Source organism: Streptomyces sp. NPDC032721 (genome assembly GCF_055579625.1).
In genome coordinates, this window is the sequence record NZ_JBVIMX010000041.1 from 1 (window position 1) to 26609 (window position 26609).

24 protein-coding genes and 1 riboswitch are annotated in these 26609 nt (G+C 69.5%); of the genes, 16 read left to right on the top strand and 8 right to left on the bottom strand.

Features of this window, described 5'->3' with window-relative positions; all coding sequences use genetic code 11:
- Positions 1-121 precede the first annotated feature (121 nt).
- A complete protein-coding gene (locus ACZ5PB_RS42020; protein WP_468698875.1) occupies positions 122-781 on the bottom strand; it encodes a DUF5701 family protein in 660 nt (219 codons plus the stop codon).
- 114 nt (positions 782-895) lie between these two features.
- Here ACZ5PB_RS42020 and ACZ5PB_RS42025 point away from each other — a divergent pair, with 114 nt between their 5' ends.
- The gene (locus tag ACZ5PB_RS42025; RefSeq protein WP_468698877.1) at positions 896-1534 is read left to right on the top strand and encodes a TetR/AcrR family transcriptional regulator; all 639 of its coding nucleotides are present in this window, start codon (positions 896-898) and stop codon (positions 1532-1534) included.
- Positions 1535-1545: 11 nt separating this feature from the next.
- On the opposite strand, the gene ACZ5PB_RS42030 is transcribed toward ACZ5PB_RS42025, so the two are convergent.
- Entirely contained in the window at positions 1546-2532 is a 987-nt protein-coding gene (locus tag ACZ5PB_RS42030) for an aldo/keto reductase (protein WP_468698918.1), read from the bottom strand.
- Between the two features lie 356 nt (positions 2533-2888).
- On the opposite strand from ACZ5PB_RS42030, the gene ACZ5PB_RS42035 reads away from it, so the two are divergent.
- Positions 2889-3668, top strand: coding sequence for a VOC family protein (locus tag ACZ5PB_RS42035; RefSeq protein ID WP_468698879.1), 780 nt, complete (start codon positions 2889-2891; stop codon positions 3666-3668).
- 90 nt (positions 3669-3758) lie between these two features.
- On the opposite strand, the gene ACZ5PB_RS42040 is transcribed toward ACZ5PB_RS42035, so the two are convergent.
- The 4 genes from ACZ5PB_RS42040 to gcvT all read right to left on the bottom strand — a co-directional run bounded on the left by ACZ5PB_RS42040 (position 3759) and on the right by gcvT (position 8200).
- The gene (locus tag ACZ5PB_RS42040) at positions 3759-5144 is read right to left on the bottom strand and encodes an L-serine ammonia-lyase (protein ID WP_468698881.1); all 1386 of its coding nucleotides are present in this window, start codon (positions 5142-5144) and stop codon (positions 3759-3761) included.
- A gap of 176 nt (positions 5145-5320) precedes the next feature.
- The gene (gene glyA / locus ACZ5PB_RS42045; RefSeq protein WP_468698883.1) at positions 5321-6580 is read right to left on the bottom strand and encodes a serine hydroxymethyltransferase; all 1260 of its coding nucleotides are present in this window, start codon (positions 6578-6580) and stop codon (positions 5321-5323) included.
- 20 nt (positions 6581-6600) lie between these two features.
- The gene (gene gcvH, locus ACZ5PB_RS42050; protein WP_468698885.1) at positions 6601-6978 is read right to left on the bottom strand and encodes a glycine cleavage system protein GcvH; all 378 of its coding nucleotides are present in this window, start codon (positions 6976-6978) and stop codon (positions 6601-6603) included.
- Between the two features lie 109 nt (positions 6979-7087).
- Positions 7088-8200, bottom strand: a complete 1113-nt coding sequence (gcvT, locus tag ACZ5PB_RS42055) for a glycine cleavage system aminomethyltransferase GcvT (protein ID WP_468698886.1) — start codon at positions 8198-8200, stop codon at positions 7088-7090.
- Between the two features lie 187 nt (positions 8201-8387).
- A riboswitch (glycine riboswitch) is annotated at positions 8388-8483 on the bottom strand.
- A gap of 148 nt (positions 8484-8631) precedes the next feature.
- Between gcvT and ACZ5PB_RS42060 the strand changes: the two genes are divergently transcribed.
- The 13 genes from ACZ5PB_RS42060 (at position 8632) to ACZ5PB_RS42120 (ending at position 23764) form a co-directional block, all read left to right on the top strand.
- Entirely contained in the window at positions 8632-9312 is a 681-nt protein-coding gene (locus tag ACZ5PB_RS42060; protein WP_468698888.1) for an AAA family ATPase, read from the top strand.
- A 179-nt stretch (positions 9313-9491) separates the two neighbouring features.
- Positions 9492-10238 carry an enhanced serine sensitivity protein SseB gene (locus tag ACZ5PB_RS42065; protein ID WP_468698920.1) on the top strand — a complete coding sequence of 249 codons (747 nt, stop codon included), beginning with the start codon at positions 9492-9494 and terminating at the stop codon, positions 10236-10238.
- Between the two features lie 147 nt (positions 10239-10385).
- Positions 10386-11168: an enhanced serine sensitivity protein SseB C-terminal domain-containing protein gene (locus tag ACZ5PB_RS42070; protein WP_468698890.1), complete on the top strand. Its 783-nt coding sequence runs from the start codon at positions 10386-10388 to the stop codon at positions 11166-11168.
- Between the two features lie 376 nt (positions 11169-11544).
- The gene (locus ACZ5PB_RS42075) at positions 11545-12549 is read left to right on the top strand and encodes an ABC transporter permease (protein ID WP_468698891.1); all 1005 of its coding nucleotides are present in this window, start codon (positions 11545-11547) and stop codon (positions 12547-12549) included.
- Positions 12550-12622: 73 nt separating this feature from the next.
- On the top strand, positions 12623-14410 hold the full coding sequence (locus tag ACZ5PB_RS42080) for an ABC transporter substrate-binding protein (RefSeq protein ID WP_468698893.1): 1788 nt from the start codon (positions 12623-12625) through the stop codon (positions 14408-14410).
- Positions 14411-14542: 132 nt separating this feature from the next.
- Positions 14543-15541, top strand: a complete 999-nt coding sequence (locus ACZ5PB_RS42085; protein ID WP_468698895.1) for an ABC transporter permease — start codon at positions 14543-14545, stop codon at positions 15539-15541.
- A complete protein-coding gene (locus ACZ5PB_RS42090; protein ID WP_468698896.1) occupies positions 15538-16641 on the top strand; it encodes an ABC transporter ATP-binding protein in 1104 nt (367 codons plus the stop codon). Before ACZ5PB_RS42085 ends, ACZ5PB_RS42090 begins: the two co-directional genes overlap by 4 nt.
- Before the next feature lie 20 nt (positions 16642-16661).
- Positions 16662-17777: an ABC transporter ATP-binding protein gene (locus tag ACZ5PB_RS42095; RefSeq protein ID WP_468698921.1), complete on the top strand. Its 1116-nt coding sequence runs from the start codon at positions 16662-16664 to the stop codon at positions 17775-17777.
- Positions 17778-17938: 161 nt separating this feature from the next.
- Positions 17939-19345: a M1 family metallopeptidase gene (locus tag ACZ5PB_RS42100; RefSeq protein ID WP_468698897.1), complete on the top strand. Its 1407-nt coding sequence runs from the start codon at positions 17939-17941 to the stop codon at positions 19343-19345.
- Positions 19346-19411: 66 nt separating this feature from the next.
- On the top strand, positions 19412-20083 hold the full coding sequence (locus ACZ5PB_RS42105; protein ID WP_468698899.1) for a trimeric intracellular cation channel family protein: 672 nt from the start codon (positions 19412-19414) through the stop codon (positions 20081-20083).
- A 70-nt stretch (positions 20084-20153) separates the two neighbouring features.
- Complete coding sequence (locus tag ACZ5PB_RS42110; protein WP_468698901.1) at positions 20154-21002, top strand: thioesterase family protein; 849 nt, start codon at positions 20154-20156, stop codon at positions 21000-21002.
- A gap of 64 nt (positions 21003-21066) precedes the next feature.
- Positions 21067-22236 (top strand): cysteine desulfurase family protein, encoded by a 1170-nt coding sequence (locus ACZ5PB_RS42115; RefSeq protein ID WP_468698902.1) that lies wholly within the window; start codon positions 21067-21069, stop codon positions 22234-22236.
- A 286-nt stretch (positions 22237-22522) separates the two neighbouring features.
- The gene (locus ACZ5PB_RS42120; RefSeq protein ID WP_468698923.1) at positions 22523-23764 is read left to right on the top strand and encodes a cytochrome P450; all 1242 of its coding nucleotides are present in this window, start codon (positions 22523-22525) and stop codon (positions 23762-23764) included.
- Between the two features lie 43 nt (positions 23765-23807).
- Here the strand turns inward: ACZ5PB_RS42120 and ACZ5PB_RS42125 are convergent, their stop codons facing one another.
- Positions 23808-24551: an N-acetylmuramoyl-L-alanine amidase gene (locus tag ACZ5PB_RS42125; RefSeq protein WP_468698904.1), complete on the bottom strand. Its 744-nt coding sequence runs from the start codon at positions 24549-24551 to the stop codon at positions 23808-23810.
- 83 nt (positions 24552-24634) lie between these two features.
- On the opposite strand from ACZ5PB_RS42125, the gene mnmA reads away from it, so the two are divergent.
- Complete coding sequence (mnmA, locus tag ACZ5PB_RS42130) at positions 24635-25768, top strand: tRNA 2-thiouridine(34) synthase MnmA (protein WP_468698905.1); 1134 nt, start codon at positions 24635-24637, stop codon at positions 25766-25768.
- A 51-nt stretch (positions 25769-25819) separates the two neighbouring features.
- On the opposite strand, the gene ACZ5PB_RS42135 is transcribed toward mnmA, so the two are convergent.
- Positions 25820-26599, bottom strand: a complete 780-nt coding sequence (locus tag ACZ5PB_RS42135; RefSeq protein ID WP_468698907.1) for an alpha/beta fold hydrolase — start codon at positions 26597-26599, stop codon at positions 25820-25822.
- Between the last annotated feature and the right edge of the window lie 10 nt (positions 26600-26609).

A 26609-nucleotide genomic window follows, 5' to 3' on the forward strand; every position in this document is an offset into this window, starting at 1 on the left:
TACTGCAGGGGGGACCCTGTGGGAGAGTAGGACGCCGCCGAACAATCATTGTGGGAAAGCCCCGCACCTTATGGTGCGGGGCTTTTCTGCGTTTAGGGGCAGGGTTTTCGGTGACTGGTGACTAGGTTCCGGAGCGGCTGCCGACCGAGGCCAGGCCCAGCCAGGTGTGGGGGTTGCCCTCCCAGCACCAGCCCAGCTTCGGGGCACCCTTGCTGATCCAGAGGGCGGGGACCCGCTTGTCCTTGGTGCCGAGACGGGTGCCCGAGAGGGAATAGCACTTGTTCTTGGCGAGGGTTTCGGGGAAGAGGGTAAGGAGGGCGATGCCTTCCTCCATCGTCAGGCCCGTACGGTCGCGGGAAGCGATGGTGGCCATGGCGTCCAGGGGGACCACGTTGCAGAATTCCTCGCCGCGGTCGACGTCGAAGGCGACGTACGCCTCGCCCTTGGGGAGTTCGAGGGAGTCGATCGAGACGAACTGCTCCAGCTCGCCCGGCTTGTAGAAGCGCTCGATCACACCGGGCTTGGTGGACTTGCCGGCCAGGGTCGTCAGGGTGATGGTCTCCTCGATCGGTGCGAGCGCGCGGGTGAGCACCAGGACGAACGGGACGCGGCCCTCGGTCGGTGCGGCCATCGTCGACTCACGCTTCAACACCGGGGCGCGCAGCGGTTCGAGCAGCTCGCGGAAGCCGGACTCGGACTTGCCCGTGAGCTTGGCGTAGCCCAGGTCCAGCAGGGTCTGGATCTGGCGGTCGAACTCGGTACCGGCGTCGAATGTGGTCATGCATGCCTCCGAGCGGTGGGGACGGGTCCGTGGGGATATTTACGTTCGACGTAAAGTTAGCCCGGGCGTGCGTCAGCGTCAAGGGTATTTTTACGTCGGGTGTAAGGTTCTCGCATGGCCATCGATACCGGAGGACTCCGCGAGTCCAAGAAGCAGGAGACCAGACAGCTGATCTCCGACCATGCGACCAGGCTGTTCGTCGAGCGCGGCTTCGAGGCGACCACGCTCGCCGACATCGCCGCCGCCGCCCGGGTCGCCAAGAAGACCGTCACCAACTACTACGCCCGCAAGGAGGACATGGCGCTGGACCGGCACGAGGAGTTCGTGGAGGGTCTGGCGCGCACGGTCGTCGAGCGGAAGCCGGGGGAGTCCGCGCTGGCGGCCCTGCGGCGGGAGTTCCTGGCGGGGGCGGAGCGGTGCGATCCCGTCATCGGATTCTCGGGGCCGGTGTTCGCGCGCATGATCGTGGACAGTCCGACCCTGCTCGGCCGGTTGCGTGATCTGCACGACCAGCGGGAGCGGGCGTTGGAAGGGGTCCTCGCGGCCGAGGTCGGGGCGGCCGACGGAGACCTCGTACCGCGTGCGGTGGCCGTCCAACTGGGGGGCGCGCACCGGGTGTTGTTCCAGTGTGTGCTCGACCGGACCCTGGCCGGGCTGGACAACGACCGCATCGCCGCCGAGGCGGCGGATGCGGGGCGGGTCGTCTTCGGGATGCTGGAAGGGTCGCTCGGGGAGTATGCGGTGAGGGAGTAAGCAGGGGCGGGTCAGTGGGTGGTGTCGAGGTGGGTCCGGTGTTCCGGGGTCAGCTCCACTGCCAGGGCGCCCAGGTTTTCGTTGAGTTGGGCCAGGGACGAGGCTCCTGCGAGCGGGATCACCGGGAGTCGGTGGCCCAACTGCCAGGCCAGGACCACCTGGTTGACCGTCGCGCCGGTCTCAGCGGCGACCTCGCGAAGTGCCGCGAGGCGGGCCGGGGTGCCCGGGTGCTGGTAGTCGTCCGGGACGGGCTTGTCGTCGCGGACGTACGCGCCGCCCATCAGCGGGGAGTACGCCACCAGGGTCAGGTCCTGCTCCGCGAGGAGGTAGCTCGCCAGGTCCGGGCCGACGTGGCCGAGGCTGCCCTCGGGGAAGAGCGGGAAGGGGATGTCGTAGCGCGGGCGCAGGTAGCTGTGCTGGTACTGGAGGACCTCGTAACCGGGCAGCCCCGCCGCCTTCGCCAGGTTGCGGGCGCGCTCGATGCGCCAGGTGGCGTGGTTGCTGGTGCCGAGGAGGCCGACGGCTCCCTCCCGTACCGTCGCGCCCAACGCCTCGACGGTCTCGGAGAGTTCGACGGTGCGGTCCTCGATGTGGGTGTAGAGGAGGTCGATCTTCTCGATGCCCAGCTGCTCGCGGCTGCGGTCGACGGCCTCGCGGATCGCCTTCGCGGACAGGCCCTCGGGGTTGTCGACGAAGCCGGTGCCCGGCGACTTCGGGCGGGCGCCCAGCTTGGTGGCGATCACCATGCGGTCGGCGACGCCCCGGCTCTTCAGCCAGCGGCCGAGCAGCAGCTCGCTCTGGCCGCCCTGGCTGTCGTCGTGCCAGTAGGAGTAGTTGTTCGAGGTGTCGAGGAAGGTGCCGCCGGCCTCGGCGAAGCGGTCGAGGATCTCGTACGACGTCCTCTCGTCGGTGTACGTGCCGAACAGCATCGCGCCCAGGGCGAGGACGCTGACCTCGCGCCGGGTGGCGGGGTCGGTGCCGATGGTGCGGTAGCGCATCGCGGGCGAAGTGGCAGTGGTGGGCGGCTGCTTGGACATGGGAACTCCCTTGTGCAAGCCCGGTGTTCGGGCTTCGGTGCGGTGACAGGAAGGGAGTCTGCTCGTTGGAGTGCTCTCCAGGTCAAGCGCTGCTCGCGGGGACGGCCCGGACGGCGTGACGGAGGTTTTGCGTTCAGTGGGGCACGGACCTAGGGGGAACCCGTCCGCCGCCCGGTGAGGCTCTTCAGCGGGCTGTGGAGGGCCAGATGTCAGGACATGGGCGGTGTGCGGTGTCAGACTGGGGGCGACCGGGGACGAGTGCTCCGCGTCCGCGGTGACCGGGTCCCGGCGACGATCCGTCGAAGGAGCGCACCACCATGCTCACCACTGACTTCGTGACCGGCGCACCCAACTGGCTCGATCTCGGCAGCACGGACACCGCGGCATCCGCCGAGTTCTACGGCGCGGTGTTCGGCTGGGACCACCAGTCGGCGGGGCCGGAGGCCGGGGGATACGGCTTCTTCCAGAAGGACGGCAGGACGGTCGCGGCCCTGGGCCCCCTCACCGAGGAGGGCGCGTCACCGGCCTGGACCGTGTACTTCCACACTTCCGACGCGGACGCCGTCACCAAGGCCGTCGAGCAGGGCGGCGGCTCGGTGCGCGTCGCGCCGTTCGACGTGATGGACGCGGGGCGGATGGCCTGCCTCACCGACCCGTCCGGTGCCCAGTTCTCCGTGTGGCAGCCCGCCTCGGTCCAGGGCCTGGAGGTCGCCTCGGAGAGCAACGCCCTGTGCTGGGCCGAGCTGCACTCCGCCGACCCGGCGGCCGCCCTCTCCTTCTACCGCTCGCTGTTCGGGTGGCGGAGCCATGAGATGGAAACCGGGGGGATGGCGTACACCGTGCTCTCCGCGGCGGAGGGCGACCAGGAGGACGCGTCCTTCGGTGGCCTCGTGGCCGCCGACGAGGGCGCCGAATCGCGCTGGCTTCCGTATTTCGCCGTCGATGACACCGACGCGGTCGTCGCCGGCGTGCAGGAGAACGGCGGCACGGTCCTGATGCCCGCCGCTGACGTGCCGGACGTCGGCCGCATCGCCATGCTCGCCGACCCCTCCGGGGCGGCGTTCGCCGTCCTCAAGCCCAACCCGCCCACGGCCTGACCAGGCCGGATGGTGTGTGGTCCCCAGGGAGGTCGCCCAGGGGACCACACACCACCCCGGTCACCGGTGGTCAGGTCGTGGAGCCGGTTCTCAGCACTCGATGACGTTGACCGCCAGGCCGCCCCGTGCCGTCTCCTTGTACTTGACCTTCATGTCCGCGCCGGTCTCCTTCATGGTCTTGATGACCTTGTCGAGGGAGACCTTGTGGCTGCCGTCGCCGCGCATGGCCATCTTGGCGGCGGTGATCGCCTTCACGGCGGCCATGCCGTTGCGCTCGATGCAGGGGATCTGGACGAGGCCGCCGACGGGGTCGCAGGTGAGGCCGAGGTTGTGTTCCATGCCGATCTCGGCGGCGTTCTCGACCTGCTCCGGGGAGCCGCCGAGGACCTCGGCGAGGGCGCCCGCTGCCATGGAGCAGGCGGAGCCGACCTCGCCCTGGCAGCCGACCTCGGCGCCGGAGATGGAGGCGTTCTCCTTGAAGAGCATGCCGATGGCGCCGGCCGCGAGGAGGAAGCGGACCACGGCGTCCTCGTCGGCGTTCGGGACGAAGTTCATGTAGAAGTGCAGGACGGCGGGGATGATGCCGGCGGCGCCGTTGGTGGGCGCGGTGACCACCCGGCCGCCTGCCGCGTTCTCCTCGTTGACGGCCATCGCGTAGAGGGTGACCCACTCCATCGCGTGCGTCTTCGGGTCGCCGTCGGCGCGCAGCTGGCGGGCGGTGTGGGCGGCGCGGCGGCGGACCTTGAGGCCGCCGGGGAGGATGCCCTCGCGGGACATGCCCCGCGAGACGCAGGCCTGCATGACCCTCCAGATCTCCAGGAGGCCCTCGCGGATCTCCTCCTCGGTGCGCCAGGCCTTCTCGTTCTCCAGCATCATCGCGGAGATGGACATGCCGCTCTCGCGCGCCAGCCGGAGCAGCTCGTCGCCGGTGCGGAAGGGGTACTTGAGGACCGTGTCGTCGGGGACGATCGGGTTCTCGCCCGCCACCGCGTCCTCGTCGACGACGAAGCCGCCGCCCACCGAGTAGTAGGTCTTCTCCAGCAGGGGCGTGCCCTGGGCGTCGTACGCGAAGAGGGTCATTCCGTTCGCGTGGTACGGCAGGGAGCGGCGGCGGTGCAGGATCAGTTCGTTGGGCTCGTCGAAGTCGATCTCGTGGGCGGAGCCGATCTCCGTGGCGAGCAGGCGCAGCTTGCCGGTGGCGCGGATGCGCTCGACCTCGGCGTCGGCGGTCTCGACGTTGACGGTGCGCGGGGAGTGGCCCTCCAGGCCGAGCAGGACGGCCTTGGGGGTGCCGTGGCCGTGGCCGGTGGCGCCGAGCGAGCCGAAGAGCTCAGCCCGTACGGAGGTGGTTTGGGCGAGCAGGCCGTCCTTCTTGAGGCGTCCCACGAACATCCGGGCGGCACGCATGGGGCCGACCGTGTGGGAGCTGGACGGGCCTATGCCGATCGAGAACAGGTCGAAGACCGAGATGGCCACGGGGTAACTCCTCAGAAGGGTGGCGGACGCCGTTGTCCGTCGGGCATTACGGGCGTACGGGGCCCCAGGGGGCCCACGGGGGGCAAGGGGCGGGGCACCGCACTCACTGTCCAGTGTGCGCGGTGCCCCGTTTTTACGTATTGCTGGAATTCTGCATCCAGATGAAGCGTACGGAACTACTTGAGTCCGGGGTAAAGCGGGTGCTTGTCGGCGAGCGCCGTGACGCGGGCCGAGAGGGCCTTGGCGTCGTACGACGGCTTCAGGGCCTCCGCGATGATGTCGGCGACCTCGGTGAAGTCCTCCGCCTGGAAACCGCGGGTGGCCAGCGCGGGGGTGCCGATGCGCAGGCCGGAGGTGACCATCGGGGGGCGCGGGTCGTTCGGAATGGCGTTCCGGTTGACCGTGATGCCGAGCTCGTGGAGGCGGTCCTCGGCCTGCTGGCCGTCCAGCTCCGAGTTGCGCAGGTCGACCAGGACCAGGTGCACGTCGGTGCCGCCGGAGAGGACGGAGACGCCGTGCTCGGTGACGTCCGCCCGGACCAGGCGGTCGGCCAGGATGCGGGCGCCGTCCAGGGTGCGCTGCTGGCGCTCCTTGAACTCCGGGGAGGCCGCGACCTTGAAGGAGACGGCCTTGGCCGCGATCACGTGCTCCAGCGGGCCGCCCTGCTGACCCGGGAAGACCGCGGAGTTGATCTTCTTGGCCAGTTCGGCCGTGGAGAGGATCACGCCGCCGCGGGGGCCGCCGAGGGTCTTGTGGGTGGTGGTGGTGACCACGTGGGCGTGCGGGACCGGGTTGGGGTGCAGCCCGGCCGCGACGAGGCCCGCGAAGTGCGCCATGTCGACCATCAGGTACGCGCCGACCTCGTCCGCGATCTCGCGGAACTTCGCGAAGTCCAGCTGGCGCGGGTACGCGGACCAGCCGGCCACGATCAGCTTCGGCTGGGACTCCTTGGCGAGGCGGGCGACCTCGTCCATGTCGACCTCGCCGGTCTCGTCGACGTGGTACGGGACCACGTTGTAGAGCCGGCCCGAGAAGTTGATCTTCATGCCGTGGGTCAGGTGACCGCCGTGGGCCAGGTTGAGGCCCATGATCGTGTCGCCCGGCCGGATCAGCGCGTGCATCGCCGCGGCGTTGGCCTGCGCACCGGAGTGCGGCTGGACGTTCGCGTGCTCGGCGCCGAACAGCGCCTTGATGCGGTCGATCGCGATCTGCTCGACCACGTCGACGTGCTCGCAGCCACCGTAGTAGCGGCGGCCCGGGTAGCCCTCGGCGTACTTGTTGGTGAGGACCGAGCCCTGGGCCTCCATGACGGCGACCGGAGCGAAGTTCTCCGACGCGATCATTTCGAGGGTGGACTGCTGGCGGTGGAGCTCGGCGTCGACGGCGGCGGCGACGTCCGGGTCCAGCTCGTGGAGTGAGGAGTTGAGAAGCGACATCAGGCGAGTCCCTAGGGGTGTCAGTTGCCGGAGAGCGCGGAGTACTCGTCGGCGGAGAGCAGGTCGTCCGGCTCCGCGGTGACGCGTACCTTGAACAGCCAGCCGCCCTCGAACGGGGCGGAGTTCACCAGCGACGGGTCGTCCACGACGTCCTGGTTCGCCTCGGTGACCTCGCCGGTCACCGGGGAGTAGAGGTCGCTCACGGACTTGGTCGACTCCAGTTCGCCACAGGTCTCGCCCGCGGTGACCGTCTCGCCGACCTCAGGGAGCTGGGCGTAGACGACGTCACCGAGCGCGTTGGCCGCGAACTCCGTGATGCCGACCGTCGCGATGCCGTCCTCGGACGTCGCGAGCCACTCGTGCTCCTTGCTGTAACGCAGCTGCTGGGGGTTGCTCATGGCTGAATTCTCCTGGATGCGGGGGAGTGCTGAGGAACAGGGTCTTGACAGATGAGACGGGTGCGTCCGCGGGGATGCGGCGTTCGTCACTCCGGTCGTGCGCGGAGTGTTACTTCTGCCGCTTGTAGAACGGCAGCGCGACGACCTCGTACGGCTCGTGCGTACCACGGATGTCCACGCCGACGCCCTCGGTGCCGGGGGCCGCGAAGGCCGCGTCGACGTACGCCATGGCGATCGGCCTGCCCAGCGTCGGTGACGGGGCGCCGGAGGTGACCTCGCCGACGGTCCGGCCGTCGACGACCACCTGGAAGCCGGAGCGCGGGACGCGGCGGCCCTCGGCGACCAGGCCGACCAGCTTGCGCGGCGGGGCGGTCCGTGCGCGCTCGGAGGCCGCCTGGAGTGCCGTACGGCCGACGAAGTCGCCCTCCTTCTCGAACTTGACGACCCTGCCCAGGCCGGCGTCGAAGGGGGTGAGTCCCGTCGTCAGCTCGTTGCCGTACAGCGGCATGCCCGCCTCCAGGCGGAGCGTGTCGCGGCAGGACAGGCCGCAGGGGATCAGGCCGACGCCCGCGCCCGCCTCGGTCAGCGCCTGCCACAGCTTCTCGGCGTGCTGCGGCTCGACGAACAGCTCGAAGCCGTCCTCGCCGGTGTAGCCGGTGCGCGCGATCAGCGCCGGGACGCCCGCGACGGTGCCGGGCAGGCCCGCGTAGTACTTCAGGCCGTCCAGGTCGGCGTCGGTGACGGACTTGAGGATGCCGGGGGACTCGGGGCCCTGCACGGCGATCAGGGCGTACGCGTCACGGTCGTCGCGGACCTGGGCGTCGAAGCCGGCCGAGCGGGCGACGAGCGCGTCCAGGACGGTCTGGGCGTTGCCCGCGTTGGCGACCACCATGTACTCGGTCTCGGCCAGGCGGTAGACGATCAGGTCGTCGACGATGCCGCCGTCCTCCTGGCAGATCATCGTGTACCGGGCGCGGCCGAGGCCCACGGTGCCGATGTTGCCGACGAGGGCGAAGTCGAGGAGGTCCACGGCCTGCGGTCCGGTCACGGTGATCTCGCCCATGTGGGAGAGGTCGAAGAGACCGGCCTTGGTGCGTACGGCGTTGTGCTCGTCGCGCTCGGAGGCGTACCGCAGCGGCATGTCCCAGCCCGCGAAGTCGGTCATGGTCGCGCCGAGCGAGCGATGCAGGGCATCGAGGGCAGTGAGGCGGGTGGTACTCATGAAATGACTCCCAAGGCATGACTACGGGCATGACGACGAGGACACTGTCCTCCCCATCTGTCATCGGAACCTGAGAGGTTCGCCGACGCGTCGTGCACTCGGGGGAGTGACGTGCGTCAGGCTTGCACCTTGGGTGGGGTCGTGGCTGCCGACTTGTCGACAGGGGAGACCCGCTTTTCAGATCTGCCTCGCCCGCGCGGTACGGGGCCTGAGAGATTCAAGGGAGGAGCTTGCTCCTTCGGCGTCCCGGCACTGCTGCCGTGGACTCTCCCGCGCGGGTTCATGCGGCCGTTGTGAAGTTGGGGGTGCACAGGGGCTGCCTGGCGCGCACATCATTGCACGCCCCCCTCGGTCGGCAAATCGCTTGTCCCGCATTACCTTTTCTTTACACTTCTTGGGCAAGGGTGAGGTCGTACCCAGCAGGGGGAGGGGTGAGGGCGTTGCAGCAATCCAGTGGCGTTGCCACGGCGGGCGTGGCAGGAGCCGGAGCCGGGGCCACGGCGGGCGTGGGAGCGGTGCGGCCGGTGCCGGTGCCGGTCGTGCGCGATCTGCGGGACCGGGCGGGGTGCAGTCCGCGCCGGCTGATGTTCGCGGCCGGGGACGTGGTCGTCGTGTCCGGGCTGCCGGGCAGCGGCAAGAGCACGCTGATCGGGCGTACGGCGACGGGGGTGCGCACCATCGACTCGCAGGACGTCCGCGAGCGCTGGGACGCCGCGACGCCCGGCTGGCTGCCGTACGCCCTCTACCGGCCCCTCGTGCGGGTTGCGCACTACGCGGGGCTGCGCAAGGTGCTGCGCTCCGGCGAGAGCGTGGTCGTGCACGACTGCGGTACGCAGACCTGGGTGCGGCGGTGGCTGGCGCGCGAGGCGCGGCGGCGCGGGCGCGGGCTGCGGCTCGTCCTGCTCGACGTGACGCCCGAGGTGGCCAGGGACGGTCAGCGGGAGCGCGGACGCGGAGTCTCCGGTTACGCCTTCGCCCGGCACCGGAAGGCGGTCGGCACGCTGGTGCGCGACGCGGAGGGCGAGCGGCTGCCCGCCGGGTGCGCCTCGGCGGTGCTGCTGGACCGGACGGCGGCGGGAGTGCTGCGGGAGATCGGCTTCGAGGCGGGCTGAGCGGGGGCCGGGGCCCGGGGATGCTGAGCGGGGGCCGGGGCCCGGGGATAAGGTCGTCCGCGCAGGTCGGGAGCGGGTGGAAGGCGAGAAGGGGACGGTCCGTGGAGATTCCGGAGCAGTACGGCACAGGCGGTCACTACGGTGCCGGCGGTACGGGTGGGGCGGCCGGTGCTGACGGTATGGGCGGCGCAGGCGGCGGCTGGCCCGTCAATGAGCTCGAAGAGGTGCTTGCCGCCTCGCTCGGCAACCCCTCCTCGGGCCCCCGCCTTCTCGAAGTGCTCGGCCGCAGCCCCCTGTGGATCCCGCTGCCCAACGGCGGCGGCCCGGACAGCGGCCCCCTCGACCTGCCCACCACGGAGCTCGAAGGCCAGGCGTACGTCCCCGTCTTCAGCTCCGAGCAGCAGTTCCTGCGCTGCGTGGGCGACGGGATGTCCTTCGCGGTGGCCCCCGCCGTGGAGTTCGCCCGGGGGCTGCCCCCGCAGCTGGGCATCGTGGTGAACCCGGGCGGCGCCGTCGGCACCCCGCTGCCGCCGGTCGCCGTCGCCGAGCTGTGCAGGACCGGCCGTACGCCGCTGGACGGGCCCGCGAGCGGCGGCAGGGTGCGGCTTTTCGAGCCCGACTGGCAGGACGAGCCGGTCGACTTCCTGGCCGCCGCGGCCGGGGAGTTCCAGCAGAGCGGCATCGTCGTCACCGCCCGGCGCGCGCTGGCGAGCGTCGAGGGGGAGGAGCCCGCGCTGTTCGTCGGCGTACAGCTGTCCTCGTGGGAGGGCGCGGACCGCAACGCGCCCATGGACGCGCTGGGCCGGGCGCTGGGGCGCGAGTCGGTCAAGTGGCCGGTGCACCTGCTGCTGCTCGACATGGCGCAGGATCCGGTCGCCGAGTGGATGCTGGAGCGGGTGCGGCCCTTCTACCGGCGGGAACACTGAGGCGCACGGGCGAAGACTTCGAAACCGGTACCGGTTCGGTGTCAGCCCTGCCGCTTAAGCTGGTTTGATGACCTCGCTGCACGGGGGCGGTTCGTTTCAGGTGTGGCCAGCGTCGACACGGTGGATCGAAGAGGGGCGGGACCCAGGGTGAGCGCGTCAGGCACCGCGGCGGCCGGACAGGTCGAGCACATGCTGCGCCAGGTGACCCCGGGGCGGTACGACGCGTACGAGGCGCTGCTGCACGCCCTCGTCGACGGCAAGCTGTGGATGCTCCTCTGGCACGGCACGGCCGGATCCCCCGACGCCCAGTACGGGAACATGGAGGTCGAGGGCTTCGGCTACGCGCCCTGCGTGACCTCCGCCCAGGAGCTCGCCGCCAGCGGCTGGAACCGGGCGTACGAGGTCGCCACCGGGCAGGACCTGGCCCGCGCCCTCTACCCCGACCGCTGGGGCATCTGGCTCAACCCGCACGCGCCCGGCGGCGGTCTCGGCATCCCGTGGCTCGACCTCAGGCGCATCGCCACAGGTCTGAACCGGATGCCCGCGGGACCGCTGCGGATCTCCGAACCGTCCCTGGAGATCCCGCAGTTCTACGCCCGGCTGGCACAGAACGCCCATCACACCCCGGCCGTACGCGCGCTCAGCCGCGCCTGGGTGCAGCCCGCGCTGGGCGCCCCGTACCTCGCCATCGGTCTGGACCTCTACGACACCGGACGGCAGTCGGTGGAGGCGGTGCGGGCGATGATGCAGCAGTCCATCGGTGTGGTCCCGGACGGGCTGCCGGTGTCCACGGTCGCGATGACCGACGAGCACGACCCGGTCGGCATGTGGCTGCGCGCCAATGCCCGCCCGTTCTACACGCGGGACGCGCACGCGCCGGCGCCGACCGGTGCGCCGGGCTACGGATACCCGCCGTCGCGCGCGTACTGACCCCTTTCCGCTTGCCCCTTTTCCACCCCTTCGCGGGGTCAATTCGCATGCCCGGGCGATGAGTTCAGGCCTCGATCGCACTACGTCAAGGTCTGTCCCAATTTAGAGGCTCTGAGCGGGAGTTGGCACGTAGTGCCGGGCGATGCGCCCAATTGCCCATTGTTCGCCCGTGGTTCACCCCCGTCCGGATACCGGAACACCGCAGAAAGCGTCACGGTTGCGCATCCTTTGGCCGGGGGGTCTGGCGGGGTGCGCCGTCGGCATTGAAGACTCCCCGAATCAAGGGGCGTTCGCCCTGTGTTCGACAAGAGCTTCAGGCCGCCACTAGCGGCGAGCAAGGGCCGGTCACCGCTGGCCGAGAGGGGTCGCTACCACGATGACGGCACCATTGCCCGACACGAGCGCGGACACGGATCCGTCCCAGGATGCCGCTGTCGCCGCGCATGTCGTGACCAAGGCCGTCGAAGGACGGTCGCTGCGCCAGATCGCCTGGACCAGGCTCAAGCGCGACAAGCTGGCGCTGGCCGGCGGGGCGGTCGTCCTGTTCCTGGTACTCGTCGCGATCTTCGCGCCGTGGATCGTCGATCTGCTGGGCCACCCGCCCGACGAGTACCACGAGGAAATGATCGACCCGCTGACCTCGAACCCGATCGGGGCCTGGGGCGGCGCGAACTCGGACTTCCTGTTCGGAGTCGAGCCGGTCAACGGCCGCGACGTGTTCAGCCGCATCATCTACGGTGCGCGCGTCTCGCTGCTGGTCGGATTCCTGGCCGCGGTCTTCGCCGTGGTGCTCGGAACGATCCTCGGCATCGTCGCCGGATTCTTCGGCGGCTGGATCGACGCGCTGATCAGCCGCGTCATGGACATGCTGCTGTCGTTCCCGCAGCTCCTGTTCATCATCGCGCTGGTCTCGGTACTGCCGAACGAGATGCTCGGACTCAGCGGCACCGGCGTACGCATGCTGGTCCTGATCGTGGTCATCGGATTCTTCGGCTGGCCGTACATCGGACGCATCGTCAGGGGTCAGACACTGTCGCTGCGCGAGCGGGAGTACGTCGAGGCGGCCCGCAGCCTCGGTGCGGGGCGTGGTTACGTCCTCTACAAGGAGCTGCTGCCCAACCTGGTCGCGCCGATCACCGTCTACATGACGCTGATGATCCCGACCAACATCCTCACCGAGGCCGCGCTCAGCTTCCTCGGTGTGGGCGTCAAGCCGCCGACGTCCTCGTGGGGACAGATGCTGTCCAGCGCGATCTCGACCTTCGAGTTCGTACCGACGTACATGATCATCCCCGGTCTCGCGATCTTCATCACCGTGATGGCCTTCAACCTCTTCGGAGACGGGGTCCGAGACGCACTCGACCCCAAGGGCACGCGCTGATGCGACGACCCACCCAGATCTCCGGTCCGGCGCACCGCACGGACCGTGCATCCCATGACGGAGGAAGTAGATCGTGACAACCCTCAGGACTCCCAGGCGAAAGACGGCCGCCGCGTCGGCCATCGTCGTCGCGGCTCTGCTGACCACCGCTGCCTGCGGCGGAGGCGGCGGCAAGGGCGGCAACGAAAACGGCAAGGACGGTGCGGGCCCGGGCTTCAACGCGGCCAACAACAAGGTCCTCAACGCTTCGACCAAGAAGGGCGGGACCCTCAAGTTCATCGGCACGCAGGACGCCGACAGCTGGGACCCGCAGCGCGGTTACTACGGCTTCATGTGGGACTTCGCGCGCTACTACACGCGCACGCTGATCTCCTACAAGCCCGCCCCGGGCAAGGAGTCCGAGGAGCTCGTCCCCGACCTGGCCGAGGGCCTCGCCACGGTCTCCCCGGACAAGAAGACGTACACGTACAAGCTCAAGAAGGGCATCAAGTGGGAGGACGGCAAGGAGGTCACCTCCCAGCACGTCAAGTACGGCATCTCGCGCATCTGGGCCGACAAGGTCATCTCCGGCGGTCCGCTGTACCTCCGCGACGTCCTTGACCCGGAGAAGAAGTACAAGGGTCCCTACGAGGACAAGGACCCGAAGCAGGCCAACCTGACGGCCATCGAGACGCCCGACGACCACACCATCGTCTTCAAGCTCCCGGCGCCCAACGTCGACTTCGAGCAGATGCTGGCCATGCCGTCCGGCACCCCGGTCCGCCCGGACCTGGACACCAAGTCCAAGTACGCGCTGAAGCCGGCTTCGGTGGGCCCGTACAAGTTCGAGTCCTACGAGCCGAACAAGTCGATGAAGCTCGTCCGCAACCCGAACTGGGACCCCAAGACGGACACGGTCCGCGCGGCCCTCCCGGACAAGATCGACGTCACCTTCATCACCAACGCCGACGAGATGGACAACCGTCTCATCAACGGTGACTACGACATCGACATCAACGGCACGGGCCTCAGCTCCGCCGGCCGCACCAAGGCGATCCAGAAGCACAAGGGCAACATCGACAACCCGGACACCGGCTACATCCGGTACGCGGTCTTCCCGCAGACGGTCGCGCCGATGAACAACAAGGACTGCCGCAAGGCCGTCATCTACGGCAGCGACCACAAGTCGCTGCAGACCGCCCGCGGCGGCCCGATGGCCGGTGGCGACATCGCGCCCAACATGCTGCCGAAGATCATCAGCGGTGCGGACCCGAAGTACGACCCGTACGGCGTCCTGGAGAACAACGGGGCCGCCAACGAGGCCAAGGCCAAGCAGGCGCTGAAGGACTGCGGCAAGCCGAACGGCTTCTCGACCACCATCGCGGTCCGCAACAACAAGCCCGCCGAGGTCGCCACCGCGCAGTCGATGCAGGCCTCGCTCGCGAAGATCGGCATCAAGGCCGAGATCGACCAGTACGACGGCGCCCAGTCCAACACCGTCATCGGTGCACCTGAGGTCGTCAAGAAGAAGAACTACGGCATCATCATCATGGGCTGGGGCCCGGACTTCTCCTCCGGCCAGGGCTTCCTGCTCCCGCTCGTCGGCTCGAAGTACATCACCGCGAGTGGCAACAACAACTACTCGATGCTGAAGGACCCGAAGGTCGACAAGGGGCTCGCCGACGCCATCGCGGCCAAGACGCCCGAAGAGGCGGCCAAGATCTACGCCGACGTCAACAAGATGGTCTCGGAGCACGCGGTCTACCTGCCGTTCGTGTACGAGAAGAACATCAAGTGGCGCAGCAGCCGGCTGACGAACATCTACACCACCACCAACAACAACGGTTACTACGACTACGCCTCCGTCGGCGTCGTCAAGTAGTGACCTTTCCGATCGCTCCGCCGGCGCACCCGCCGCTAGGCACGAAGGGCAGGTGAGGGCCGTCGCGTGACGGGTCGGGGCAGGTACCGCAATCCGGTGCCTTCCCCGGCCCGTCCCGCCGGGCCGAGAGCAGTGCTCGCTTATCTCATCAGGCGGCTTGGCGCCGTCATTGTGATGCTTCTGATCGTCATCTTCGTGACGTTCGTCATCTTCTTCATGGTCCCCAAATGGGCAGGTCTCGACCTGGCCAGCATGTTCATCGGCAAGCAGGGCGACCCCGAGACCGTCAAGGCGATCGGGGAAAAGCTGAAGCTGAACGACCCGATCCTGGTTCAGCTCTGGGAGTTCGTCAGCGGAATCTTCGTCGGCCGCGACTACAACAGCTTCGGCGACAGCATCCACTGTCCCGCCCCGTGCTTCGGCTATTCGTTCCGTACGGAGCAGCCGATCTGGCCGCTGCTGCAGGACCGTCTGCCGGTCACCCTCGGCCTGGTCGCCGGTGCGGCGGTCATCTGGCTGCTGGTCGGCGTCGTCACCGGCATGATCTCGGCGCTCAAGCGCGGCACGATCTGGGACCGCGGCTCCATGGCCGTCGCCCTGGCCGGCGTCTCGCTGCCGATCTACTTCACCGGCATGCTCTCGCTGTCCGTCTTCACCTACAGCCTCGGCTGGCTCGACGGCCGGTACGTACCGTTCTCCGACTCCCCGGCAAGCTGGTTCGCCGGCATGATCATGCCGTGGGTCACCCTGGCGTTCCTCCAGGCGGCGATGTACGCGAGGCTCACCCGCGCCACCATGATGGAAGTCATGGGCGAGGACTACGTCCGCACCGCCCGCGCCAAGGGGCTCACCGAACGCGTCGTCATCGGCAAGCACGCCATGCGCTCCACCATGGCGCCGATCCTCACGGTCTTCGGCATGGACGTCGGCGCACTGGTCGGCGGCGCGATCCTGACCGAGACCACGTTCAGCATTCCGGGGCTCGGCGGCGCCGTGCTCCAGGCGATCAAGGGCAATGACCTCCCGATCATCATCGGCGTCACCCTGATCACCTCCGCAGCGGTGATCATCGCCAACCTGGTCGTGGACCTGATGTACGCAGTGATCGACCCCCGAGTGAGGCTCGCATGACCGACCTGAGCAAGAGCGGCGCGGCGCTGGGGGAGCCCGTGTCCGCCGACAGGCGCCCGTCCGATGCCTTCCTCGAAGTGCGCGACCTCAAGGTGCACTTCCCGACCGACGACGGTGTGGTCAAGTCCGTCGACGGGCTCAGCTTCTCGCTGGAGAAGGGCAAGACCCTCGGCATCGTGGGCGAGTCCGGCTCCGGCAAGTCCGTCACCTCGATGGGCATCATGGGGCTGCACACCACGGGCCAGTACGGCAAGCGCAAGGCGCAGATCTCCGGCGAAATCTGGCTGAAGGGCCAGGAGTTGCTGACCGCCGACCCGGCCACCGTGCGCGATCTGCGCGGCCGCGAGATGGCGATGATCTTCCAGGACCCGCTGTCCGCGCTGCACCCGTACTTCACCATCGGCCACCAGATCGTGGAGGCCTACCGGGTCCACCACAAGGTGGACAAGAAGGTCGCGCGCAAGCGGGCCGTGGAGATGCTGGACCGGGTGGGCATCCCGCAGCCGGACAAGCGGGTGGACTCCTATCCGCACGAGTTCTCCGGCGGTATGCGCCAGCGCGCCATGATCGCGATGTCGCTGGTCAACAACCCCGAGCTGCTGATCGCGGACGAGCCGACCACCGCCCTGGACGTCACCGTCCAGGCGCAGATCCTGGACCTGATGCGGGATCTGCAGAAGGAGTTCGGCTCGGCGGTCATCATCATCACCCACGACCTGGGCGTCGTCGCCGAACTGGCCGACGACATCCTGGTGATGTACGGCGGCCGGTGCGTCGAGCGCGGGCCCGCCGAAAAGGTCTTCGCCGAGCCGCGCCACCCGTACACCTGGGGTCTCCTCGGCTCGATGCCGCGCATCGACCGGGAGGAGACCGAGCGCCTCATCCCGGTGAAGGGCTCGCCGCCGTCCCTGATCAACATCCCGTCCGGCTGCGCCTTCAACCCGCGCTGCCCGTACGCAGATGTGCCCAAGGGCGGCATCACCCGCACCACCCGGCCCGAGCTCACCCTGGTGGAGAGCAGCGACCACTGGGCGGCCTGCCACATGTCGCAGGAGGACCGGGAGCGGATCTGGACCGAAGAGATTGCGCCCAAGCTGTGAGCGAGGACAACGACGTGACGATTCCCGCGCCGCGCGAGACTTCCGCCTCCGGCAAGGACGCGGCCGCGCCCGACGAGCGGGAGGTGCTGCTCAAGGTCTCCGGGCTGCAGAAGCACTTCCCGATCCGGGAGGGCCTGCTCAAGCGGCAGACCGGCTCGGTCAAGGCGGTGGACGGCCTCTCCTTCGACGTCCGGGCCGGTGAAACCCTGGGCGTGGTGGGCGAGTCGGGCTGCGGCAAGTCGACCATGGGCCGGCTGATTACCCGTCTCCTGGAGCCCACCGCGGGCACCGTGGAGTTCCAGGGCAAGGACATCACCCACCTCGGTGTACGGGGCATGCGCCCGATGCGTCGCGATGTGCAGATGATCTTCCAGGACCCGTACTCCTCGCTGAACCCGAGGCACTCGGTCGGCACCATCATCTCGGCGCCGTTCAAGCTCCAGGGCGTCGAGCCCGAGGGCGGCCTCAAGCGCGAGGTGCAGCGGCTCCTCGAAGTGGTCGGTCTCAACCCCGAGCACTACAACCGCTACCCGCACGAGTTCTCCGGCGGCCAGCGCCAGCGCATCGGCATCGCCCGCGCGCTCGCGCTCAAGCCGAAGCTGGTCGTGGCGGACGAGCCGGTCTCCGCGCTCGACGTGTCGATCCAGGCCCAGGTGGTCAACCTGCTGGACGACCTCCAGCAGGAGCTGGGGCTGACGTACGTGATCATCGCGCACGACCTGTCGGTCATCCGGCACGTCTCCGACCGGATCGCGGTGATGTACCTCGGCAAGATCGTCGAGCTGGCGGACCGCAACTCGCTCTACAAGGCGCCGATGCACCCGTACACCAAGGCGCTCATGTCGGCGGTGCCGGTGCCGGACCCGAAGCGGCGCGGCGTCAAGAGCGAGCGGATCCTGCTCACGGGCGACGTCCCCTCGCCGATCAAGCCGCCGAGCGGCTGCCGGTTCCACACCCGGTGCTGGAAGGCGACGGAGATCTGCAAGACGCAGGAGCCGCCGCTGCTGGAGCTCAAGCCCGGTCAGCAGGTCGCCTGCCACCACCCGGAGAACGCCGAGGACCAGGCGCCGGGGGAGAAGATCCTGGCGGAGGCGAAGGACGTGGTGAAGACCGTGGACATCGCCAAGGACGCCTAGGAAGCGGTGAGTTGAGGCGGGGGAACCCGGACGTACGGGTTCCAACCGGCTGGTAGGGCACGACTTCGTAAAGTCATGTACATGTCGGTCGCTTCCGGGAACGGGAGAGTGCAGAGTCGGCGCGTCTGCTTCATACGGCAACGCGTTCGAAGGGAAGACTCATGGCACTCTCCCGTTCGGCACGTCTGGCAGCCCTCCGGCTGACCTCCCTCGCCACCGTGACCCTCTCGGTGGCCCTCATCGCCGCATCCCCGGGGCCGCGACCCGGCTCCGTCGGGGTCGACGATCCGTACTTCCCGAACCTGGGCAACGGCGGCTTCGACATCAAGCACTACGGTCTCGACCTCGACTACAACCCGGACACCGACCGCCTGGACGCCCGCGCGGAGATCACCGCCCGTGCCGAGAAGAGCCTTTCCAGCTTCCACCTCGACCTCCAGAAGCTGACCGTCACCTCCATCGAGGTGAACGGCAGAGCCGCCTCCTTCACCCGCTCCGGCGACGACATCAGGATCAAGCCCCGGCACGCACTCGCCAAGGGCAAGAACTTCACCGTCGAGGTGAAGTACCACGGCGTCCCCGAGGCGCTCTCGGGCCCGATCGTCTTCGGCTCCGACTACGGCTGGATGAAGACGGACGACGGCGTCTTCGTCGCCTGCGAGCCGAACGCCGCCTCCACCTGGTTCCCGGGCAGCGACCACCCCTCCGACAAGGCCGCCTTCGACATCCGCATCAAGGCCCCCAAGGGCCTCACCGGTGTCTCCAACGGCCGTCTGGTGTCCACCCGTACCGACGGCGGCAAGACCGTCAGCCACTGGCGTACGGACAAGCCGATGGCCACCTACCTCGCCACCGCCACCATCGGGAAGTTCGACGTCAAGAAGGGCGTCACCCCGGGCGGTACACCGATCTACGTCGCCATCGACCCCGTACTGGTCAACAGCAACAACGTCGACGTGTACGCGGTCACCGCCGAGGTCACCGACTACTGGTCGAAGCTCTTCGGCAAGTACCCCTTCGAGGAGACCGGCGCGATCGTCGACGACATGCCGCAGGCCGGGTTCTCGCTGGAGACCCAGACCAAGCCGGTCTACTCGGCGATCCGCAGCGAGTCGACCATCGCGCACGAGCTGGCCCACCAGTGGTTCGGCGACTCGGTCTCGCCGGAGGAGTGGGACGACATCTGGCTCAACGAGGGCTTCGCCACGTACAGCCAGTGGCTGTGGGAGGAGCACAAGGGCCGCAACACCGCCGCCGCGCTGATGCGCGCCGGCTACAACTCCCGGCCCGCGGACGCGCCCTTCTGGCAGACGGTGGTCGGCGACCCGCAGCGCGACACGATGTTCGCCTCGGCGGTCTACCAGCGCGGGGCGATGACGCTCCAGGTGCTGCGCGAGAAGATCGGCGACAAGGCGTTCTTCAAGCTGCTGCGGACCTGGGTCTCCGACTACAAGTACGCCAACGCGGAGACCAGCGAGTTCATCAAGTACGCGGAACGGATCTCCGGGCAGCAGCTGGACGGACTGTTCGACACATGGCTGTTCACGAAGGGGAAGCCGGCGCTGTAGGCGTCGTCGGGGCCGTACTGACCGCACCTTCGTCGTTCGGTGCCCGGCCGTGGGTAAGAATGTCGGGTGCTCCAGGAACTCTTCAATCCCTCCGTCCAACACGTGCTCGACCTCATCGGGATCTTCGTCTTCGCGATCTCGGGTGCCCTGCTCGCCGTGCGGAAGAACTTCGACGTCTTCGGCATGGCGGTGCTGGCGGAGGTCACCGCGCTGGGCGGAGGGCTGTTCCGCGACCTCATCATCGGGGCGGTGCCGCCCGCCGCCTTCACCGACCTCGGGTACTTCCTCACCCCGCTGATCGCGACCGCGCTGGTCTTCTTCCTGCACCCCGAGGTCGAGCGGATCCAGCGCGGCGTGAACATCTTCGACGCGGCGGGCCTCGGGCTCTTCTGTGTGACCGGCACGGCCAAGGCGTACGACTACGGGCTCGGGCTGACCGCGTCGGCGGCGCTGGGGCTGACCACGGCGGTCGGCGGCGGCGTGCTGCGTGACGTGCTCGCCAACGAAGTGCCCTCCCTGCTGCGCTGGGACCGGGACCTGTACGCGGTGCCGGCGATCGTGGGGGCGGCGATGGTGGCGCTGTGCATCCGCTTCGGAGTGCTGAATCCGTTCACCAGCACGCTGGCGGTGCTGATGGCGCTGTCGCTGCGGCTGCTCGCGCTGAAGTACCACTGGCGGGCGCCGCGGGCGTGGCACCGGTCGTCGGTGAAGGTGGACGAGCCGGACCAGGCGGGGTGAGGGGGGCCGCGAGGGTGTAGTGGCCTCAAAAAGCTACCGCTCAGTAATGAGTCGGTGTAGCGTGCCCGGTATGGCACAGATACCCACCGGGTCCCTCGGGGACAGCGAGTTCGACCGCGACACCGCCGTGGTGCGGCGCGAGCCGGGCGTGTACGACGTGGACCTCTCCGCGGGCTGGACGATCATCAACGCCCTCAACGGCGGATACCTCCTGGCCGTCATCGGCCGCGCCCTCGCCGACGAGCTGCCGCACCCGGACCCGTTCACGGTCTCCGCGCACTACTTCTCCCCGTCGCAGCCGGGCCCGGCCGTGATCCGTACCGAGACCGTGCGCGCGGGCCGCACCCTCTCCTCGGGCCAGGCCTCGCTCCTCCAGTACGACGAGGAGGGCCGCGAGGTCGAGCGGATCCGCGTCCTCGCGTCGTACGGAGACCTCGACGCGCTCTCCGACGACGTGCGTACGACGGCGAAGCCGCCCGCCATTCCGCCGCTGGAGCACTGCCTCGCGGCATCCGACGGGCCGCCGCCGAAGATCCCCGGCAGCAGCGCGATCACGGACCGCCTCGACCTCAGGCTGGACCCGGCGACGGTCGGCTGGGCGGTCGGTGCGCCTTCCGGCAAGGGCGAGATGCGGGCCTGGTTCGGGCTCGCGGACGGGCGTGACGCGGATCCGCTGTCGCTGCTGCTGACGGTCGACGCGCTGCCGCCGACCAGCTTCGAGCTGGGCCTCAAGGGCTGGACGCCGACCGTCGAACTCACCACGCACATCCGGTGCCGCCCGGCGCCGGGCCCGGTCAGGGTCTCGATCGTCACCCGGAACCTCGCCGGGGGCTTCCTGGAGGAGGACGCGGAGGTCTGGGACAGCGCGGACCGACTGGTGGCCCAGTCCCGCCAGCTGGCGCGTGCGCCGAGGCCTTAGTTCCCGCGGTACGGGCGGAGCCCCGGGCCGGGAGGGGCGGGGTTCCTCGTACAATTTCCCCACCATGGCTTACCTCGACCACGCCGCGACCACGCCCATGCTGCCGGAGGCGGTCGAGGCGATGACCGCCCAGTTGACCGTCACCGGCAACGCGTCCTCCCTCCACGCCGCCGGACGGCGGGCTCGTCGTACCGTCGAAGAGTCCCGGGAGGCGTTCGCCGAGTCGCTCGGGGCGCGCCCCAGCGAGGTCGTCTTCACGGGGGGCGGCACCGAGGCCGACAACCTCGCCGTCAAGGGGCTGTACTGGGCGCGCCGGGACGCCGACCCCCGCCGTACCCGCGTCCTGGCCAGCCCCGTCGAGCACCACGCGGTGCTGGACGCGGTCGACTGGCTGGCCACCCACGAAGGGGCGAACGTCGAGTGCCTCGACGTGGACTCCTACGGACGGGTGCATCCGGAGACGTTGCGGGCGGCGATCGCCCGCAATCCCGACGACGTCGCGCTCGCCACCGTCATGTGGGCGAACAACGAGATCGGCACGGTCATGCCGGTGCGCGAACTCGCCGACGTGGCAGGCGAGTTCGAGGTTCCGCTGCATGCGGACGCGGTGCAGGCGTACGGGCAGCTGGAGGTCGACTTCGGGGCCTCGGGGCTGGCCGCGATGACCGTCTCCGGGCACAAGGTCGGCGGTCCCTACGGGATCGGCGCACTGCTGCTCGGCCGGCAGTACACCCCCGTACCCGTACTGCACGGCGGAGGGCAGGAGCGGCACGTGCGGTCCGGCACCCTCGACGTGCCGGCCATCGCCTCCTTCGCGGTCGCCGGTGTGCTGGCCGCCGAGCGCCGTGAAGAGTTCGTCCGGGTCGTCGGCGGGCTCCGCGACGATCTGGTGAAGGCGGTACGGGAAGCGGTGCCCGATGCGATTCTCGGCGGTGATCCGGCCCCGGGCGGGCGGCTGCCCGCCAACGCGCACTTCACCTTCCCCGGCTGCGAGGGGGACTCGCTGCTGCTCCTGCTGGATGCCCAGGGCATCGAGTGCTCCACCGGCTCCGCCTGTACGGCGGGTGTGGCCCAGCCCAGCCACGTACTCCTCGCGACCGGAACCGACCCCGATCTGGCGCGCGGCACCCTGCGCTTCACCCTCGGGCACACCTCCACCGAGGCGGATGTGACCGAGGTCGCCACCGCGATCGGACCGGCGGTGGAGCGGGCCCGCAATGCCGGGCTGAGCTGACGGCCGGGGCCGGTCCAGAGCCGGTCCGGGCCACGAGCGTGGCCGCCTGCTGACCTGGGGGTCAGTACGGCGACCAGCGGGAACGCCGAAGCGGAGGGTGTCTCAGTTTTGTGTAACGCTGGTCACGCTCAACCCTAGGGGCCCACAATCGCTCTTTATACTTGAGGCCTCTGAAGTCCCTCAGAAGTCAAGGAAGTCCGCGCCGCGCGTTTGGGCCGCACGACGACCCATGGAGTTCACGTTGAAGGCGACCCTCCGTTCCCGCATCACCGCGCGGATCGGGCGCATGTACCTGGCCAGGATCCAGAAGCACGGGATCAGCTCCTCGCTGATCTCCCGGCTCCCGGAGAACCTGCTCCTTCCCATGCGCCGCGACGGCCTCGATCCGGTGGCCAAGCTGGCCGCACGCATGGAACAGTCCCCGATCTACCAGGCGCCGCTGCCCTTCGGCATGGACGCCTGGGTGGTCACCGGGTACGAAGAGGTGAAGGAGGTCCTCGGCTCGACCGACGGCTTCAGCAGTGACTTCACCAACATCGCGGGCAACGCGGGCGTCGTAGCGGAGCACAACCCCGGCGGCCTCGGCTTCGCGGACCCGCCGGTCCACACCCACCTGCGCCGGATACTCACTCCCGAGTTCACGATGCGCAGGCTGCGGCGGCTCACCCCGCGCATCGACGAGCTCATCGAGGCGCAGCTCGACGTGATGGAGGCGGCCGGCGAGGGCGGCAGGCCCGTCGACCTGGTCAAGGACTTCGCCCTGCCGATCCCCTCGCTCACCATCTGCGAACTGCTCGGTGTGCCCTACGAGGACCGGCACGACTTCCAGCAGCTGGCGATGGAGCGCTTCGACCTCTTCTCCGGGGCCACCGCGCCCTTCGGTGCCATGTCGGAGTCCCTCTCGTACTTCCGCGACGTCGTCAAGAAGCAGCGCGAGAACCCCGGCGACGGCCTCATCGGCATGATCATCCGGGACCACGGCGACACCGTCGGCGACGAGGAGCTGGCCGGTCTCGCGGACGGCGTGCTGACCGGCGGCTTCGAGACCACCGCGAGCATGCTCGCCCTCGGCTCGCTGCTGCTCCTCCAGAACGACACCGCCTTCGCCCGCCTGCGCGACGACGACGCGGCCGCCGCGCCCTTCGTCGAGGAGGCCCTGCGCTACCTGACCGTCGTACAGGTCGCCTTCCCCCGCTTCGCCCGGGAGGACATGGAGATAGCCGGTGTACGGATCCCCAAGGGGGATCTGGTGCTGTGCTCGCTGGCCGGAGGCAACCGGGACACCGCCTACACCCCGGACAAGGGCGGCTTCGACCCGGACCGCAAGGCATCCGGCCACCTGGCCTTCGGCTACGGAATCCACCGCTGCATCGGCGCCGAACTGGCCCGCATGGAGCTCCGGGCCGCGTATCCCGCACTGGTGCGCCGCTTCCCGGGGATGAAGCTGGCGGTCCGCCCGGAGGACCTGGACTTCCGGAAGCTGTCGATCGTCTACGGCGTGGACTCCCTTCCCGTTCACCTGCGCTGAGTCAGGGGCGCGCCCGTGGTGCGTCAGTGGTGCGTCCGGCGGGTCAGGTGCGGGTCGGGCCCGCCGAGCCGGTCGTGTCCGCAGTGCTTGCCTTCTCGGTGGCTCCCGCCGTGCTCGCCGCCCGCACCAGGCGCAGATAGCGGTCCCAGTCCCAGTACGGGCCCGGGTCCGTGTGGTCCGTGCCGGGGATCTCCACGTGGCCGACGATGTGCTCCCGGTCGATCGGGATCTTGTAGCGGGCGCAGATCCCGGCGGCCAGCCGGGCCGAGGAGCGGTACATCACGTCGGTCAGGGTGCCCTTGCGGTGTGCGTACGCCTCGTGCTCGATGCCGACGCTGCGCTCGTTGAAGCTGCGGTTGCCCGCGTGGTACGCCACGTCCAGCTCGCGGGCCATCTGGGTGACCTGGCCGTCCTTGGCACGGATCACGTAGTGCGCGGCGGCCGCGTGCAGCGGGTCGCGGAAGACCCGTATCGCCGTGTCGTAGCTGCCCTCCGTGGTGTGGATCACGATGCGGTCGATGGTGTAGTCGTCCGGCCGGTCCGCGAGGCGCAGATTGCCCGCCGAGGCGGCCACCCAGCGCACGCCCGGCTGGTCCACGGCGCCCTCGGTGCGCTGCTTGTCGACCCCCGGCACCTTCCACCACAGCCGGGACGCCTCGTCGCCCCACACCACGGCGGCGCCCGTCACCACCAGCCCCGTACCGATCAGGAAGCCCCGTCTGCTGGGGGTCTTCCCGGACTGCTTCCCGGACTTCTGCCCGGTCTTCTTCTTCGCCGGCTCGCCCACTGCTCGATCCCCTGTCCCCGTCCTGCACCGGTAACGCTTGGGAGTCCCGGGATGGTTCCGACTACTCTGGATGAGCTATGACGATGACCGATACTCCGCGCCCCCTCCGCGTCCTCGCCGCCATGTCCGGCGGGGTCGACTCCGCCGTTGCCGCCGCCCGCGCCGTCGAGGCCGGGCACGACGTGACCGGTGTCCACCTCGCGCTCTCCGCCAACCCGCAGTCCTTCAGGACCGGGGCCCGCGGCTGTTGCACCATCGAGGACTCCCGGGACGCGCGGCGGGCCGCCGACGTCATCGGCATCCCGTTCTACGTCTGGGACCTCGCCGAGCGCTTCCGCGAGGACGTGGTGGAGGACTTCGTCGCCGAGTACGAGGCCGGGCGCACGCCCAACCCCTGCCTGCGCTGCAACGAGAAGATCAAGTTCGCCGCCCTCCTGGACAAGGCCCTCGCGCTGGGCTTCGACGCCGTGTGCACGGGGCACTACGCGACGGTCGTGGTCAAGGAGGACGGCTCGCGGGAACTCCACCGCGCCTCCGACATGGCCAAGGACCAGAGCTACGTCCTCGGCGTACTCGACGAGAAGCAGCTCGCGCACGCGATGTTCCCGCTCGGCGACACCCTCACCACCAAGGACGAGATCCGCGCCGAGGCCGAGCGCCGCGACCTGGCCGTCGCCAAGAAGCCCGACAGCCACGACATCTGCTTCATCGCCGACGGCGACACCCAGGGCTTCCTCGCCTCCCGCCTCGGCGGCAAGGCCGAGGGCGACATCCTCGACGAGGAGGGCGCCAAGCTGGGCACCCACGACGGCGCCTTCGGCTTCACCATCGGCCAGCGCAAGGGCCTGCGCATCGGCCACCCCGCCGCCGACGGCAAGCCGCGCTACGTCCTGGACATCTCCCCGGTCAACAACACCGTGACGGTGGGTCCCGCCGAGGCCCTGGATGTCACCGCGCTCACCGCCATCCGCCCCCGCTGGTGCGGCTCCGAGGCGGCCGCCCCCGGCACGTACACCGCCCAGCTCCGCGCCCACGGCGGCGAGACCGAGGTCCACGCCGAGGTCGTCGACGGCGAGCTGCACGTCCGCTTCACCGGTGAGCCGATGCGCGGCGTCGCCCCCGGCCAGGCGATCGTGCTGTACGACGGCACGCGCGTGGTGGGCTCGGCGACGATCGCGACGACGGTACGGCGCAGCGGGGCCGAAGCGGCCGTCTGAGGCCACCTGCTTGAGAAGGGCGCGCCCCACCCCCGTGGGAGCGCGCCCTTCTCAGGCGGCGGTGAAGAACTCCTTCAGCACCGGCGCCAGCTGCCTCGGGTCCACGTCGTGGGTCTGCCGGGGCAGGGTGCGCTGCCGGCCGTCCGGCAGTGCCGTCGCCGTCAGCCGGGCCGCGTCCCGCATCAGGGCGGGGCTCGCGCCGCCGTCCACCACCAGGACCGGCCGGTCCAGCGTGCCCAGCCGGTCGGCCGGGACCGTGCCGTCGCCCATCACCGCGTCGTCGTACGCCAACGTCGGGGCGAGCGACTCGAAGGAGCGCCACACCGGGGCCTGCTTCATCTGCGCGACGAACTCCCGGGGCATCCCGACCACCGACAGGAACAGCTCCACGGCCTCGCCCCTGCGACCCGCCTCCAGGGCCGCCGCCAGGCTCTCCGTGTACGCCGCCTTCTCGGCGCGAGTGTCCTCGCGGACCGTGAACGGGGGCTCGTAGACGGCGAGTCTGGGCGCCGGCAGACCGGCCGCAGCCGCGCGCAGCACCAGGGCGCCGCCCGAGGACATCCCGTACAGGAAGGCGCTGCCGCCGACCTCCGTGATCAGTGCCGCCAGGTCCTCGACCTCGCGGGCGACCGCGTAGGGGGCGGTGTCCCCGCTGGCGCCCCGGCCCCTGCGGTCGTACGTGACGACATCGAAGTCCTCGGCGAGGAGTCCGGCGAGCGGGCCCTCCGCCGTACCCGTGCTGAAGGCGCCACCGACCAGGATCAGCGGGGCGCCCTCGCCCCTGCGCTCGTAGGCGAGAGGGGTGCCGTCGCGCGAAATCACTTTGCTCATACCGACTTGG